Consider the following 15,622-nt stretch of genomic DNA (forward strand, 5'->3'; position numbering starts at 1 on the left):
ATTGATGAATCTTATTTAGATCATATTAAGAATCGTCTGTTGTTCTTGCTCGGGCACTTGCTTGGTAGTGAGAATAGTACGAATGAGCTCTAACACCTCTGTATTAACCGCATTATAAACGGTGTCATTTTTATGATTTTGAAGTTGATTGATCCTATTTCGGATCTGCTGACTAGGGTAAACAACTCCCTCCATATGTTGTTTGTAATCCCCGTTTCGATTTCGTGCAATAAGCGCTGCTGCAAAGCCTTCCTCCAGACGCTCAAGTGTAAATTTGCGTGTAGTTTGCTGCTTACTTAGCCACTTGTCCGCTTCTGTTAAAGAAGAACTGGTATTAATAGAAAAAGTAGAGATACTAGGATATCTTTCTTTCATTAGCTGTCCAAGTACTTTTCTCGGACCTAATTCTAGCGCAACAGTAATACCGTTCTGGTATAAATAATCCATCGTATCTGTCCAACGTACAGGGCTTATCATTTGCTTGTACAACAAGTCATAAATTGAGAATTCATCATGTGGTAAGGCTGTTACATTGGAAACAACCGGCCACCTTCCCTTGCGTAGCGGGATTTTTTTTAGTTCTGCGGCAAGCTTATCTGCTGCAGGCTTCATCAGAATACTGTGAAAAGGCCCGCTTACTGTTAAATAGTTAACCTTACTATGTTCTAGACGTTTGATTTTCTCCACTATTCGAGCCATAGGTTCTGTATGTCCCGATAGCACGTACTGATTGTTTGAATTGTGACAGGCAATAGATATAACATCACGATCCGTAGATATCTCTTGACATAAGCTCTCCAGAATAGAAGCAGAAACATTCGCAACAGCAACCATAGTCCCTACCCCGTTGGCTGTAGCCTGCTGCATGAACATTCCTCGTTTTCTCACGATTTGAAGACCATCTTGAAGGGAGAAAAAACCGCTGCACACCAATGCTGAGTATTCTCCTAAACTATGACCGGCCAACAGTTGAGGTTCCAGTTCCAGTATTTCTCTGCTAGCATAGTATGCAGCAAGACTGGCAGTAAGTAAGGCTGGTTGGGCATTCATGGTCTGAAGAAGCTCTTGGGAATCTCCTTCAAAGCAAAGTTTTGAGAGTTTTACACCTAAGATATCATCCGCTTCATCGAATAAACGCTTTACCACAGTAAAATTATCCCATAGTTCTTTACTCATTCCTACATATTGCGAACCCTGCCCAGGAAAAATAAAAGATACTTTATTCATCTGAAAACCTCTTCTCCAGTGAGCTTCCTGAATATGTGTACTTTTCAAATTTAACTTCTGTTGCAAGTTATAACCTTTATAGTATTAAAGCAGAAATTTATGATCGACATAATTAATGAAAAAAAGAATCATTTTAAAAACAAATTAAATCATATGTAATCACCGTGCACTAGCATTTAATAAGCTTGTATTAATAATTTATCAATCGTTATTCCAACCCATGTTTTACTCCTTTTACGAATTAAAATAACGATTTATTTCAACAAAGTCAATGAATAAGTCAACCTTCGAATGTTACATTTTTGTAAATAAAAGGTCGCAAAATGTAGAAATTTGTTGATTATCATTAGATAAAGTCGTTTTCTTGAAAGAATAGCTTTTTTCATTATTTTCACTACATAAAAATAAATAAAATTAAATTATGCAATTGTTAAATATTTTTAAAAGATAAACAAATATACACACTTATTATATTATTGTATTTATCCAAATTATGATATTATACTCTTTTTTGAACCTTGCTCTTAAGCTCAGATTGCTCTATGTTTGAAAACATAAATTAAAGACACTACATGAGTCAGATGTCCTTTACTCCATGAAATTGCTGCTTAAATCATAAATACTATGTAACAATTAAATAACTCTAATAGAATTTTAGATTAGAAATATGCGCACGAAAAAAATCTACAGATTTTACCAACTGATGAGTTTCGCAGTCTTCCACTGCCGCTCGCTTAGTCTTGAAAAAGTCTGTAGATTTTATAGATACTCGTATTCACGTTATGATCTCTCACTGCTCAAGACCTAGTTATAATCCTCCCAATAGCGATACTTCATTTCATTCTCACCTTTGGTGACGATGATCATGTTCTCGACATGCCCAGTTTCTTTATTTGTCCGGTAGATCATGGTACGGGTTTCTCCCTCGACGGGAACAGAGAACAGCACCTTGTCACTGATCATACCGCCACCAACGCCGACAACGTGTTCCCCCCAGCCGGAGGCTGCGCCCGAACCTGCTCCACTGACGCCAGTCCCGCGCGACAAAATAAGACCCATTCCATATCCGGTAACAGTCTGGGCCGTTTTACCTAGAGCGTGTTCTCCGGCTGATTGAGTATGCTTTTGGACCCAGTAATCGTATTTGTCCGTATTTTGCTCATAACTTATAATATTTCCTTTTTTATCTATAGATATATCTGTTTTGCTTCCGTCTTTACCTGTCAGTTCAGTGACGGCAACAAGCGAATCGGATGTGATCTTGGAAGTCTCTCCTGTATTGTAATCTGTGCGAGTAACCGAGTCCTCGTATTGCAGCCGCAGGACATTCATCTGGTCGTGGATTTTCTGCATGACTTGCTTGTCGCCGATGGTCTCCGCGTTTTTCAATAGTTCCTCATATTGATGATATTTATCCGCGTCTGCCTGCTCCCACTCGTCTATATTTTTGGGTGAATTCACGATATCTTCAGCATGATTTCCAGCCTCTCCGCTGCCCGCCAGCGCTGCACTAGCGTTCATCGCTGCTGCCAAGGCTGACCAGAAGCCACGTGTGCTCCCAGCATCCGCATTTCTAAACTTCAATGCAATGCTTTTCAGCTCAATTTCAATGGATTGAACCTTATTTAATATAGAAGAAAGCGTATATTTAGCTGTACGATAGTCATTATAAAAACGATTTCTCTCCATACCATCCCACTGGCTGTGAAGGCGGTTCATTGTGCTATCCAGACCGTTCAGTTGGTTATACAGTATGCCGTGGGCATTGGCAAATTGGGAGGCCACGTTATCCAGCTGCTCCGGTGTGACTTGGATTTTTGTCATGGTGATCACATCCCATCTTCGAAAATAGGAGATAGACATTAAAGTTTACAGTAATCCTTATTTCATATTGTAAGCTATAGAGGTCGGACATTCATGAGGATTTATACGTATTTGTGTATCCAGAAGCAGTTCCTTTGATATAATGAATCCATATGAGTTTATTTCGACAATATATTATTGAAAGTCAGGTGTAAGGACATGTCAGACAAAAAAATTATTTTTTTTGATATCGACGGTACATTACTGGACGATGAAAAGAAGATGCCGTTAACGGCAGAAAAAGCAGTCTTTGCTTTGAAAGAGCAAGGACATGAGGTAGCCATCGCAACAGGACGTGCGCCTTTTATGTTCAAGGATATCCGCGAGCAGTTAGAAATTGATTCCTACGTTAGCTTTAACGGGCAATATGTCGTGCTTCGTGGGGAAGTCGTCGCTACCAATCCGCTGAATCGAGAAGCCTTGCAAGCGATGACTGATCTGGCACTCACACATAATCATGCTCTCGTATATATGGATCATATGGACATGAAGGCTAATATTCCTAACGATGAGCTTGTGGAGAAATCGGTCCAAACGCTTAAGGCCAAGATTTCGGTTGGGTACGATCCGCTCTATTTCCAAGGGAGAGATATTTATCAGACGCTGTTGATGTGTACAGCCGAAGAAGAGCCTTACTATGAAGCGGTATTCAAAGCATTTGACTTTGTACGCTGGCATCCAAGTTCAGTGGACGTTGTTCCTCACGCTGGCTCTAAAGCAAAGGGAATCCGCGAAATTACATCCAGACTGGGCATTGCCGATGAGAATCAATACGCTTTTGGCGATGGATTAAACGATGTGGAGATGCTGACAACTATACATAACAGTGTCGCGATGGGGAACGGTTGTGATGAAGCCAAAGCCGCTGCTAAAATGGTCACAAAACGCGCAGATGAAGACGGTATTTTATACGGACTGCAAAAGCTTGGTTTGTTAAGCTAACAGAATTGTTTGACACGCTGAGCATGTTTCGGGAAAAATCAAGTCGGTTTAATGACTTAGATATGAGAAAATAGGAGGTTGTCGTTGGTATGGAAACGGAAGGCTTACGCAATGTCGAACAGCTAGCCCTGAAGAAGTACAAAATTTACAAGCAAAGCCTGCTCCGGTATTTGGCGCGTTCCATGCTGGCGAGTATGTTTATCGGATTCGGCGTTATTGTCGCCTTCAAGACGGGTAACTTTTTTTACATGGAGCATTCTCCATTCACTTATCCCATGGCGGCGCTCACCTTTGGGGCAGCCATCATTCTGATCGCGTACGGCGGCGGTGATTTGTTTACTGGCAACACCTTCTATTACACCTATGCTGCGCTCCGTAAAAAGCTGCGCTGGGGTCAGGTGCTTCGATTGTGGACTGCCAGCTATGGAGGTAACTTGTTAGGTGCGGGGGTATTCGCACTCCTTATATACCTGACAGGGCTGTTTGACTCCTCCAGCGTGAACAGCTTTCTGCTGAACGTAGTTGAGCATAAAATGGAAGCGCCTGCAATGCAGCTATTCTTCCGCGCTATTTTGTGTAATTGGCTGGTCTGCCTCGCCTTTTTTGTGCCGATGTTTATGAAGGAAAATGGCGCAAAGATGTTCGCTATGATGCTGTTTGTATTCTGCTTTTTCATTTCGGGATATGAGCATAGTGTAGCTAACATGTGTACTTTCGCCATTGCGCTCGTGCTGGACCATCCGGGTACGGTCTCTGTCGCTGGCGTCATCCATAATCTCGTTCCGGTTACGCTTGGGAATCTGGTGGGTGGCGTGCTGCTTATGGGGGTTATGTACTATTCGGTGAATCTCCCGTTTTTGGACGAGGAGGAACATTAAAAAAGAAGCCGTGGAACCTGAGTTCCATGGCTTCTTTGCATTCATTTTGAAAATAGCGTATGCAGTGTCTGCAGGTGCTTCTTTGCTGTTTATTCTGCTTGAGCAGGAAAATGAATAAATTCCTCCAACTCCTTGAACAGCTTTTTGGGATTGACGTTGTCAGGTACAACCAGAGTTAGCGGCTCATCCAGCTTGAGCACATACATGCCTAAAATGGATTTGGCATCTGCCATGCCGCTTTTGCCATGAATCCAGATGTCATACGTATAATTGGATACGATTTGATTGATCTTCTCAATATCCTTAACGTTTTTTACCTTGATGGGTGTCATCATTGCACAGCTCTCCCCTGCGTTGAATTGGGGCTTACGAAACAAGCCTTAACATCACTATACCCTATTTATTAAGAACGTTGCACAAACTTAATTTAGAAAATAACATGCGGCGCGGAGCTAACCTTCCAGTAGCTGCCGACCTTTTCAAAATTCACGGTGATTTTCTCGTTTGGCTGTTTGGCTTCTGCCGGATAAGGCACGGTCAGCAGGTAGCTGCGCTTCACCGGAGTCATAGTTACCATTTTCGCCGTAGCTCGGCTGAACTCTAGCAGATTGCCTCCGTCTGCGTTCAATTGAGCGAGTCTACCATTGACCTCAACAAAAAATTTACTGACAAATTGCTCGCTGGCCTGTTTGGTATATGCCTGCGTTAGATAGTTGATCAATTTGGTCTTCGTACCGATGTCCTCGGACAAATAGCGGTAGCTTTTACCGTTCAACTGGAACGCTTCACCCACCGAGTTGCCACCGCTGATGGCATACTGATAACGAGAATGTGCCTCCAGCACAAGCGGAATCGCACTCTCGTGGTTCAGCTTGTCCAGCTGGGTTGGTTTCACGCTGGTAGCCGTAGCTGCAGCTGGCGCCGAAGTGGACGGCTGCTGCGGCTTGGACGGCTTGGCAGTCGATGGTACGGACGGGACAGCCGCTGGCGCTACCGACGTAGATGGGCGCGGTGCTGGTGCAGACGGAGCTGCTGGTTTAGCCGTTTGGACGGAACCTGCGGCTGGGGCTGTTGTTGCTGGAACTGACGGCGCTTGCGCAGGAGCCGGCGTCGTAACAGACGCAGATGCTGCTGGTGCTGGCACCTGGGCCGGTACGGTAGCTGACGGAACGGCGACGCTTGGTTGCGCTGCGTTCGCTGGAGCGGACACAGCGGGCGCAGCAGCGGCAACCTGTGCCGCGCTCAAAAGTGTGGCCGCAACACATAGTGCGGATAGTTTCGTATTTATTTTCATACTTCTGTACACCTCCATAATCATATGTCTGCATAAACTGCACACGTCTCTATTATAAGAATTTTGTTTCTCGATTGGGTTGCTAAATTGTTTCTATTTGCCTTTTTTTGTTCATTCTGCGCGAAGTTTGTCCGTATTTACCGGGAGCGTAGGTTCTGACCGCTTCTCCTGCTTTTCCTCGATCTCTTCCAGGGATCGTGACATTTGCTTCATAGATTGGTCCAGCTGCTCCAATCTACGGTTAAGGGTGACGAGAATGTATTTTAACAGAATCAGGCTTAATGCTGCAGGGAATCCGACATTAGTTACGAGCTCGATCATGCTTTCTGTCGTTAAAGAACTCACAGATTCCGCCTCCTTTTCCATACATAAATTACCTCGATAAGAACTAATGTTCCCATTATTATGGAAATCATACGTACTCTTCTATGCCCATAACAAAAAGAGCCCCGATTAGCCTGGAGCCCTATCTGATACTATTCATTTAACCTGCACTCACCCCACTATCGAGCTGCTGCACATCAAGGAGTGTATATGTTCGGCTGCTGGGGCTTGGACATCCCTTCTCCCAAATAAAATCCGGTGTGCGGTGGCTGATTATAGGCTACGTTCTGCCAGGCCACACTCAGGCGGTACACCGGATCATGCATAAGCGTGTAAAATCGGTGTTCTGACTCATAAGTTGTTGTATAGATACGAAGCGCCGAATTATCACTTTTGCGCCAAATGACTTCCTCCCGCCAGTCACCGAACAGATCAGCCTGCAGCGACGGCGTTCCTTTGGTCCCGTTATTGGAACTCGTCCCTGTGGCCGTAAGCAAGTTGGAAGTCGTCGAGTTCGTATAGTTCCACTTGTCGATTTTACCAGCGCTTGAGGAGGTATGATCCAGCAGTTCACGGAGGAGATCCCCATCCCACCAAATTCCGAAGTTAATGGAGGACGGCATCGTGTTGGTAATGAGCTCTCCCTTGGCTGAACGTAACCCAATGCCCGGTGCCCAATGCTCGTTTCCTTTGGTACGCGGATCAATGTCTGCCGACATGCCTCGTCCGGTATCCTTGCCTGTTTTTACGCCCCATAAAATGTTGCCATTACGCGGATCATACATGGCGGCTCCGTAAGTGGCATTTTTGTCCTCGTTCACCTTGAACACTTCATAACCTGAACGATCCGGGTCCAAATCGCCTACATGAAGTGCATCGCCGTGCCCCATCCCCGTGTTAGCCAGCTTCGCCCCGTTATCGTCTACAACCAGCGAGCCATACACGATCTCATCCTTATCATCTCCATCCACATCTGCCACGCTCAAACTGTGATTCCCCTGTCCAGCCGTCCCGGCATTGGTGGAGCTATTGCTGTCAAAGGTCCAGCGGCGGCTTAGATTGCCGTTCCGCCAATCATATGCGACTAGAACGGTGCGCGTGTAGTAACCACGTGCCATCACTATGCTGGGTCTTACGCCATCCAGATAAGCAACCCCGGCGAGAAAACGATCCACACGGTTACCATAGTTATCTCCCCAGCTGGACACCGTTCCGCGCGGAGGTACATAGTCAATCGTGCTAAGAGCCTTGCCTGTATCACCTGAGAACACAGTTAGAAACTCGGGACCTTTCAAAATATATCCACTCGTGTTGCGATGATCAGCCGAAGCGTCGCCAATCTTTACTCCTGTACCATCTACCGTGCCGTCTGCTGTCTTGCATACAACCTCTGCTTTACCATCTCCATCAAAATCATAGACGAGAAATTGCGTATAGTGTGCACCAGCCCGAATATTCCGTCCCAGATCAATTCGCCATTTGCGTGTTCCATCCAGCTCATATCCGTCCAAAAATACATTTCCCGTATAACCGGATTGCGAATTATCCTTAGAATTGGAAGGGTCCCATTTCAACACAATCTCATACTCGCCATCCCCATCGAGATCCCCCACACTGGCATCATTGGCATTGTACGTGTAGTTCACATGATCCGGGGTTGTGCCTCCTGCAGGCTGCTGGATGGGAACGTCCAGATAGTTGTTGTTCCATACCTTTACCGCTGGAGAAGCGGCCTGCTCTGCTCCATTGACCACGGCACGAACGGTATACGAAGATGATGTCGTACCTGCCTTGTCCAGAAAGTTGGTTCTCGATGTAATCGGCGCATCATTCACCTTGCTTGACCCTCTGTACAGATTGAAGCCAACCGAATCCGCTTCCGTACCCAATAAACGCCAGCTCACCAGTATACCCTCTGGTACCTTCACTGCGACAGTTCCCCTGTTCAGCTTCTCCATTTGCCTCGTAGACGCAGCTGAGATTGGGCTATCCATTGGAGTGACCACTCCACACAACATGACACCGAGACAGAGCAACACAGTATGCCGAAATCTTTTGTTCATCTGATCATTAGCTCCTTTCATGGTTTGTATTTTCAATAAATTTATTTTATATGACTGATAAGTTATGGTTGTTTAAATCTTATGATAGCGCTTACATAAATGTAAAGGGACGATTCCGTCCTTTTTGTTCAAAAATCCGGGCTAATGCTTTAAAAATCAGAGGTCCATGAATAATCGTTCTTCGTCAGCTATGCTTTGGATATCCTCTGAGCTAATACTGATATATTGATAGCCTTCTGCCTGTTGCTTTTTCAATGCCAGTTCCTTCATAAAACGTGGGCTGCCCTCTCCGGCATCCTCATCGTACACAAGCAATAAACCGTCTGTTTTGCGGAAAAGGAGTTCATCCCGTGCCTTGAGTTGCCATATTCCCTGATACGACTGGCGGCTAACCACTCCCACATAGTCAACTTCGGCACAAATCTGCTGGAAATATTCCTTTTTATCCTCTTTCCATTTTTCCTCCATATTTTGATAAGCCATCATAATAGAGCATTTTAAGTGAGGATATTGCTCCTTTAATGCAATGACGACCTCGCAAGCCCACAAGTCCACCCCGTATTGACCAGGGGTAATCACCCATTCCAGCCCTTCTTCGATCAGGGGAATCAGTCTGCCTGCAATCGCCTTTTTAATGTATGGAATGCCTTCGTGCTTTTGACTGAAAATATTCAGCTCATGGGCACGATAGCCAGAAACGAGCAAGTTTTTCATCATCTCATCGTCCTTCTGAAATTATCATAAAGATTATTGTAAAAACGAACCTCTGCCCTAGGGGCTTAATAAGGTTCGTTTTTGGGAAGCTGGTGTTAATTCAGCATTGCTTTTTGGTGCTTAATATTTTTATTACGTCCGCATATCACGCCTTGGACGAGTTTACACGCCGATCTTGGATTCTAACATTGCTGCTCAATATACCAGCATCGCTACTTAGCTTGAACGACGGGTAACTTGGATCTGCCTCAAGCCGCATTTTGCTGTCGAACTGCTGCTCCTGCTGCCGATCTACCCAAAAAGAATAAGAATTGGACTGAACTGCTGTATCGGTTGCGTTTGGTGCATCGATCACCAAGATGACAAGTACGCCGTTGCATCCACAATCCTCTGTATCATAAAACAACTTGAACATGCCTGGCCGTCCTGAAAGGACCATTGCTAGCCTTTCAACCGACAAGGAATCCAACTCTAAATGTATACTCATGAAATGAATTCTCTCCTTTGTAATTGAAGTGTTTGGATATATTTGGACTCAACAACTTCAAAAAGTCTAAATATAAACTATATTTTCATTATAATCATCTAAAAACTTTAAGTACAAGGAGATCATTAATGATCGCATTTACAAAAGGATACACTGCACCTAGCTTGGCAGCAGGTATTGCCTCTCTCCTGTTAGGTATGGTTCCTAGTGAAAAAGAAGCTCTCAAAAGTAGCATTATTAATGGTTAGTGGGAGATGGGATATCTTCAAGACTTTTTGGAGGACAACCGAGGGAAATATGATTTGATTGATGTCAAATTTTTATTTATTAAATATGAAACAGAGGGAGTCGCTCCCTTACTTGTCGATCAGTCAGTCTACTTGCTACAGATACCCCGGCTGGTTAAAACCAGCCTTTAGTTTCAACCATGTATTAAAAAGGGCTCTCCTGAATTTCTCCAGAAACCCCCTACTTCTCAACCAATCAGCATTGCAGCTTCAAATGTAGCGTTCGTTTTTTTGAATGAAAACAATTCAAAATTCTGATATGATATCCACTACCTGCCGGGATACCATCAAAAGATCTACTGTACCAGGTACTAGAATCTTTTTCAGAACTGTTTCCAGATACCTTCTGTGGAACACTCCATTCTTTCCATCCATTCCATACATCTTGCACAATCTCATATCTATTAACAGCTTTTACGTCACTAATACCTGTGTCTTGCCATCCTTTGATTGTCGCCGAATGGGATGAACCAACAGAAAATGCGTCGCCCCCAATTAGTACAGTTCCATATTGAACCCCACTAAGTCTATAATAGTCTACAGCCGCATTTGTAGAAATTTCAGATGGATTCAGTGCTTTAACGGTTGCAGGATTGCCATCACCAAGAACTAACTTCCACTCTTCACCATCTTTGATTACTTTCAAATTTTGTTTTTCCCCATCCTCTTTGACTGTAACTGCTACACTCGAATTGGACTCTTTTTGGGCACCAACAACTTCAATTTTGTCAAAATCAGTTCTATTATTGCATCCGAAAAATTCTTTTCGTGCATAGCAGTTAAGTATTTTGTGACAACTTTTTGAGCCTCTTGCTCGGATTGATCGACAGCAGCTTCGGATGTAGCTTGATCTTTTGTTAAAGCTTCAGAAGCAGAAACCGAAACTGAAGTATCAGCCGACGGAACAACAGGTGCAGCGGATACAGAAGTACCTAATGCAGCCACCATTGTAAGTGTAGCAAGTACCGTAAACCATTTTTCTTCATTCAAAATTCCCTCTTCCCATTATTTTTTTGATCTTTAGAAATTTAAGAAAACAGTTATACATCGTTTAGGGTCTTAATAAGGAGGAAATAAAAATGGAATTTTTAATCTTAGTACCACAGTTTTTAATCCAGGTGTTTACTATTTTCATCGCTTTAGTGATATAGATACATTTTTCATATGTATTGCATGCCTCCATAATGTCGTAGACTCTCGAATGGTCATTGTTTTCTTCTTTACGCCCTCTGCTAACCATCCCATGATATATCCCCCGATATGTTTTTTATTGTGGTTTTATAACCTTAAAAGCCCCCTCTTGTATCAACAGAGAAGGCTTTTAAGCGCTAACAGATGTTTTTGATTACTTATCGTTTTCCACATTTGCAAGTTTTCTTGATTTTTTTCACTTTCTTCACAACGCTGCTTTTACCACTATTTTTGCGCGAGCTGTTGTTGTTTCCGTTATGGTCTACTCTGCATTCCTCGCAAAGATCCCAGTGGTCACCATACCAGCAAGCTCTGCGACATCTTCTGTGACATCTGTGTTCTGGAGAGTTATATTGCGTTATTTTCTTTTTTACTGGACGACGTGTATTAGCCAATTGGATTCACCTCCCCTCATGCTCTATTACATGCTAAGAGGATGAAAAATGCTTGTACTAATAACAGAAGACAAATCAATCAAAATTGATAACGGATCGCTACTTCAATTGCATTGAGGACACGAGGGAAGTTAACAGAGGCAAAACCGATTTGGTTACAAATATAGGAAAACTACATCATAAAAAAATACCTGGCATAAGCATAAGTAAGTAAAATATTAGACTAGATATACAGTTCCAAGCGTCTTTTCAATTTTCAAAATCGGCAAACTCGATAAAATAAGTATCCGATTGTCCCCAAAAAAAAGACAGCAGCAGCCTTGGACGAGAAATAAAGTCCTAGACTACCGCTGTTTGATTAAACAAACGTTTCCCTTTAGCTTAATGCCAAAAGGAGTAGAGACCGCGAAGGAAAACTACTCCTTGGAGTGTTGAACTTTCATTCCAGGATACTATAATTCTGGCTCATTGAAGTCTTAATCTTTTGTTACAATTCTTCCATTCTTGTGTTAGCCGGAGAATATGACCCGGTAGATTGATGGGAAACGTTGAAAAGCAAGCTACTGCCAAGCATAACTCATGCATAACTACACATCTTTCTCCATTAGAAGCATCCAACCAAATCTGTATGGAAATCTCTAATTTTTTACCAAGCAATCCTTATAAACTAATTTCGCAAAAGTGGGTTTACCAAATATTGTAAGATAAATGCAGTGAAAACCTTCAGTTTTTCTGTTCGAAGTTTTTTTGCCTCCCCCCAATATACACAATTAAGGTGTATGCCTTCCCACATATTGATAAGTACCTTTCGGGTATGCAATCCACTCATTCTGCTGATTAAAAACGGGCGATCCGCATGTTATACCTTGTTTACGAACAAATGTCCCACCTTGAGGAAACAATTGATCCTGCGAATGAGGCTCTCCAAGCACATCTACCACAGTTCCATGATATTTTAGTACATATGCGACCGTATTAAATTCGCTTGGGTCATAAAAATGACCCTCTTGATTAAAATAGGAAACATTTGTCACATCCATAAAATCGTAAAAGATGCTGTTTATGATCAGATACGGTATTAATGGGTTAACCGGATATAGCGCTATGCTGGACACGTTCATGCGGTTCGTATTTTTCATGAATTGGTGAACCTCCAGCTCATATCCTTCTATTTTATGAGAGAAGTCACATTCTCGGTTGTAAAACAATTGCAGCACGATGCGACCGTCTCCACCATCGACATATTGTGAAAAGTACAAAAAAATGCCTCCTGTGGTTCCTAATGAACCTGAAATATAGTCGCTCTGCCAGGCGGTACCAGTAAATACAACGTGAACGTCCAGCTTTGTAACATCTAATTAGATCAAAGTTGAGCTATAAGTAGAGCCAGTGACCGTATAGGTGAAAAACACGCTCGCTCTACCACCTTTTCCATCCTTTGCTGTCACAAACACTTGTGTGCTTCCTGCTGATTTGGGCTTTAACGTAAGCTGTTGACTTGCTACTTCTGCTTTTACTACGTTTACATCTGAAGTGATCGCATGATACGATAGCTCATCCTGATCAGCACCAAAAAATACATTTTTTAAATCTACTAGTGTATCTCCAGAACCTACAATGCCATATTGATCGGGAGGAACTGTGGCTGTAACAGGCACATGGTTAGGTGTGGGTGTTGGATTCGTTATAGAACTGCCACATTCCTCATGACTCACCGGAGCACCCGGGTGGAAAGCTCCCATTGGGTCCTCAGTCATTAGACCTGCCGCACGCACGGCCTCTATATAAGGAAGGGCCCAACTCCCCTGTGTGTCATTAAAAGTTACTGCTTTCGCCGTTACGGCAAGCTTAAGTGCATTAGCCAGCAAAGCGGCCATTTCCTTACCCGTCAGTGGTTGATCTGGCTGAAATGAGCCATCTGGATAACCGGTGATCAGCCCTTGCTTCACAGCCTCCTGTACCACCTGCAACGCTTGGGATGACATATTGGATTGATCGGTAAAAGATACTGTATTCGCTTTACTCACAATTACTGACGTGTCCCCTTTCTTTTCCACATGAACAAAGCTGTGGTCTTCATGCCATACCTGCCAGCAACGTCACAATTAGCGCCTTCTGCCATTTTTTATTGGTTCTTGATCACCAGTTTTTCCTCGTACACGGTTCATTCTTTTGTTAGTGAAAAGATCTTATCATCCGCTTCTGAACCGATTCTGAACAATATTAAAATTTTATTTATTCACAATTGGAACTTGGTAGAAAAAAAAAGAGCACTTAGCCAGTTAGGGCTAAGCACTCTAAAATTTTTATAAACATTGATGTAGAGACCATATCAGGAAGTTGTAGGCTCCCATTGATAGGTAGCTGCTGACTTGGATGGAAGGGTTGATTTGAAAACTTGATTTCCCTGCCGAACCTTAAATGTCTTGGTATTCTCTCCCGTATTGGCGGCAATCAGGACCAGCGTACCGTCGGGGTTACGATAAGCGACTGTTTCGATACTTCCACTATAATGGGTAGAATCAATACGTACCGCACCTGGACGAACAAATTTGCTGGCATGTCCAATCGCATAGTATTCTACATTTTTTGTAACGGCACCGCTTAACGGGTCGATGGTCACTACACCTCTGCAGTTGGTACATCCACCATTGGCCGGACCGCCGGATGGATCAAGTGCAATACTCCAAAAGAGGACGTTTTGCGACCAGTTTCGAGGTGCACCAATAATCAGCTTGGACATATCCCAGCTTAAATCATCTCCAAAGCCCGGGCTCCATGCTCCTCCGCTGCATTCTGTCATATAAACAGGCTTATCCGGAAAAGCATCGTGCACGTCTGTCATCGCTGTCGGCTCTCCTTGGTAGCAATGAAAGGCTGTTCCGTGCGTATAGCTTCGAGCCTGTTCGTCTCCCAGCACGGTCTTGGCATATTCACTCCCTGTATCCCAGTTATGGTCAAAGGCAATAATGTGGGTAGACAAATCGTTTCGACTTAAAGCAGGGCCTAAGTATTGCTTGATAAATTTCGCCTGCTCCACTGCTCCCATACTCATGCTGGGATACTTGGACGTGGTGAATCCCGGTTCATTTTGAATGGAAATCGCCTGAATTGGGACTCCCTCATTCGCAAAGGCTTGTATATAACGAACAAAATAGTCAGCATACGCCTGATAGACACGCGGATCGGTATAGTCCAAATACCAGCCGTTATATATCTGCTCACCATATTTCATCCAGGGCGGGGCCGTCCATGGAGTCCCCATAATCCGTAAATCCTGGTTTCTTCTCAGAATTTGCTTCAGCACATCGATCACATCCCGATCCTTGGCAATGGAAAAATGATTTAGCTCATAGTCCTTGCCCGTTGCCACATCATCGTAAGTATAGCTGCTAGGTTGTCCCTGTTCATCCACTGAATAATCTGATGCTCCTATGGTATGGCGAATATAGCTTAATTGAATGCCGCCAGCTGTAAACAAATCATTGAGCAACTGGTCACGCTGATTGGCAGACATGCCATGATTCATCAGATATGCGGACGAACCGGACACGGCTGCACCAAACCCTTCCATCGTCTGGTAACGAATATTGGGTCTAATCTCAACCGTCAGTGTATCCGCACTCGCTGCAGCTTCGTTACTGTCGTCTATTCTCCATGGAATTGGGGCTTGCTGTGTTAGACGATTCGCGGGGTCCGGTGTGGTTAGCCACATACTGACATTCTTTTCGCCTGCCGTGTTCATACCATTCTGCATAGCCAGACTGACCAGAATAGCACCAATCAAGATGATAGCTGCAACTATAAGCAGCAAGAAGTCAGAACGTCGTTGTTTGCGGAGTTTCTTCATCTAATGTCCTCCTCTCTCATATAATCAGATTGTCCCCATCGTTCCTCTATTACAGCTTTCACTCGGTTGTCCCTTTGCATACCTATTATGTTCTATTAGAATGGTTA

Annotated in this window: 15 protein-coding genes; 2 read left to right on the plus strand and 13 right to left on the minus strand. The window is 43.6% G+C overall.

Annotated features, from left to right (window positions below; genetic code table 11):
- Nucleotides 1–15: 15 nt before the first annotated feature.
- Nucleotides 16–1,227, minus strand: coding sequence for an ACP S-malonyltransferase (fabD, locus tag ACXHJ1_RS01870; protein WP_457905502.1), 1,212 nt, complete (start codon nucleotides 1,225–1,227; stop codon nucleotides 16–18).
- 804 nt (nucleotides 1,228–2,031) lie between these two features.
- Nucleotides 2,032–3,051, minus strand: coding sequence for a WXG100 family type VII secretion target (locus ACXHJ1_RS01875; protein WP_457905503.1), 1,020 nt, complete (start codon nucleotides 3,049–3,051; stop codon nucleotides 2,032–2,034).
- 198 nt (nucleotides 3,052–3,249) lie between these two features.
- On the opposite strand from ACXHJ1_RS01875, the gene ACXHJ1_RS01880 reads away from it, so the two are divergent.
- Both ACXHJ1_RS01880 and ACXHJ1_RS01885 read left to right on the plus strand, forming a co-directional pair.
- Nucleotides 3,250–4,032, plus strand: a complete 783-nt coding sequence (locus ACXHJ1_RS01880) for a Cof-type HAD-IIB family hydrolase (RefSeq protein WP_039276815.1) — start codon at nucleotides 3,250–3,252, stop codon at nucleotides 4,030–4,032.
- Nucleotides 4,033–4,121: 89 nt separating this feature from the next.
- On the plus strand, nucleotides 4,122–4,910 hold the full coding sequence (locus tag ACXHJ1_RS01885; RefSeq protein WP_016819917.1) for a formate/nitrite transporter family protein: 789 nt from the start codon (nucleotides 4,122–4,124) through the stop codon (nucleotides 4,908–4,910).
- Between the two features lie 89 nt (nucleotides 4,911–4,999).
- Here ACXHJ1_RS01885 and ACXHJ1_RS01890 read toward each other — a convergent pair whose 3' ends face one another.
- From ACXHJ1_RS01890 to ACXHJ1_RS01940, 11 genes are all read right to left on the minus strand, one after another.
- Complete coding sequence (locus tag ACXHJ1_RS01890) at nucleotides 5,000–5,245, minus strand: HPr family phosphocarrier protein (protein WP_016819915.1); 246 nt, start codon at nucleotides 5,243–5,245, stop codon at nucleotides 5,000–5,002.
- A 92-nt stretch (nucleotides 5,246–5,337) separates the two neighbouring features.
- Nucleotides 5,338–6,204: a DL-endopeptidase inhibitor IseA family protein gene (locus ACXHJ1_RS01895; RefSeq protein WP_019686262.1), complete on the minus strand. Its 867-nt coding sequence runs from the start codon at nucleotides 6,202–6,204 to the stop codon at nucleotides 5,338–5,340.
- Nucleotides 6,205–6,315: 111 nt separating this feature from the next.
- Nucleotides 6,316–6,549, minus strand: coding sequence for a hypothetical protein (locus tag ACXHJ1_RS01900; protein ID WP_016819913.1), 234 nt, complete (start codon nucleotides 6,547–6,549; stop codon nucleotides 6,316–6,318).
- A gap of 176 nt (nucleotides 6,550–6,725) precedes the next feature.
- Nucleotides 6,726–8,591, minus strand: a complete 1,866-nt coding sequence (locus ACXHJ1_RS01905; protein ID WP_446673953.1) for a rhamnogalacturonan lyase — start codon at nucleotides 8,589–8,591, stop codon at nucleotides 6,726–6,728.
- 156 nt (nucleotides 8,592–8,747) lie between these two features.
- Nucleotides 8,748–9,305, minus strand: coding sequence for an SLOG family protein (locus ACXHJ1_RS01910; RefSeq protein WP_457906154.1), 558 nt, complete (start codon nucleotides 9,303–9,305; stop codon nucleotides 8,748–8,750).
- A 145-nt stretch (nucleotides 9,306–9,450) separates the two neighbouring features.
- On the minus strand, nucleotides 9,451–9,792 hold the full coding sequence (locus ACXHJ1_RS01915; RefSeq protein ID WP_457905504.1) for an iron-sulfur cluster biosynthesis family protein: 342 nt from the start codon (nucleotides 9,790–9,792) through the stop codon (nucleotides 9,451–9,453).
- A gap of 483 nt (nucleotides 9,793–10,275) precedes the next feature.
- Complete coding sequence (locus ACXHJ1_RS01920) at nucleotides 10,276–10,725, minus strand: hypothetical protein (RefSeq protein WP_025364123.1); 450 nt, start codon at nucleotides 10,723–10,725, stop codon at nucleotides 10,276–10,278.
- Between the two features lie 35 nt (nucleotides 10,726–10,760).
- The gene (locus tag ACXHJ1_RS01925; protein ID WP_228552484.1) at nucleotides 10,761–11,069 is read right to left on the minus strand and encodes a hypothetical protein; all 309 of its coding nucleotides are present in this window, start codon (nucleotides 11,067–11,069) and stop codon (nucleotides 10,761–10,763) included.
- Between the two features lie 1,366 nt (nucleotides 11,070–12,435).
- Nucleotides 12,436–12,924, minus strand: a complete 489-nt coding sequence (locus ACXHJ1_RS01930; protein ID WP_457905505.1) for an RTX toxin — start codon at nucleotides 12,922–12,924, stop codon at nucleotides 12,436–12,438.
- Between the two features lie 99 nt (nucleotides 12,925–13,023).
- Nucleotides 13,024–13,692, minus strand: coding sequence for an S-layer homology domain-containing protein (locus tag ACXHJ1_RS01935; protein WP_457905506.1), 669 nt, complete (start codon nucleotides 13,690–13,692; stop codon nucleotides 13,024–13,026).
- Between the two features lie 305 nt (nucleotides 13,693–13,997).
- Nucleotides 13,998–15,515 carry a glycoside hydrolase family 30 protein gene (locus ACXHJ1_RS01940; RefSeq protein WP_457905507.1) on the minus strand — a complete coding sequence of 506 codons (1,518 nt, stop codon included), beginning with the start codon at nucleotides 15,513–15,515 and terminating at the stop codon, nucleotides 13,998–14,000.
- Between the last annotated feature and the right edge of the window lie 107 nt (nucleotides 15,516–15,622).

The organism is Paenibacillus sp. ALE2, from assembly GCF_054113385.1.

What these genes read in the sequence shown, in the direction of transcription:
- fabD (WP_457905502.1), bottom strand. Translation starts at nt 1,227, where the DNA reads ATGAATAAAGTATCTTTTATTTTTCCTGGGCAGGGTTCGCAATATGTA.
- ACXHJ1_RS01875 (WP_457905503.1), bottom strand. Translation starts at nt 3,051, where the DNA reads ATGACAAAAATCCAAGTCACACCGGAGCAGCTGGATAACGTGGCCTCC.
- ACXHJ1_RS01880 (WP_039276815.1), top strand. Translation starts at nt 3,250, where the DNA reads ATGTCAGACAAAAAAATTATTTTTTTTGATATCGACGGTACATTACTG.
- ACXHJ1_RS01885 (WP_016819917.1), top strand. Translation starts at nt 4,122, where the DNA reads ATGGAAACGGAAGGCTTACGCAATGTCGAACAGCTAGCCCTGAAGAAG.
- ACXHJ1_RS01890 (WP_016819915.1), bottom strand. Translation starts at nt 5,245, where the DNA reads ATGATGACACCCATCAAGGTAAAAAACGTTAAGGATATTGAGAAGATC.
- ACXHJ1_RS01895 (WP_019686262.1), bottom strand. Translation starts at nt 6,204, where the DNA reads ATGAAAATAAATACGAAACTATCCGCACTATGTGTTGCGGCCACACTT.
- ACXHJ1_RS01905 (WP_446673953.1), bottom strand. Translation starts at nt 8,591, where the DNA reads ATGAACAAAAGATTTCGGCATACTGTGTTGCTCTGTCTCGGTGTCATG.
- ACXHJ1_RS01910 (WP_457906154.1), bottom strand. Translation starts at nt 9,305, where the DNA reads ATGAAAAACTTGCTCGTTTCTGGCTATCGTGCCCATGAGCTGAATATT.
- ACXHJ1_RS01915 (WP_457905504.1), bottom strand. Translation starts at nt 9,792, where the DNA reads ATGAGTATACATTTAGAGTTGGATTCCTTGTCGGTTGAAAGGCTAGCA.
- ACXHJ1_RS01940 (WP_457905507.1), bottom strand. Translation starts at nt 15,515, where the DNA reads ATGAAGAAACTCCGCAAACAACGACGTTCTGACTTCTTGCTGCTTATA.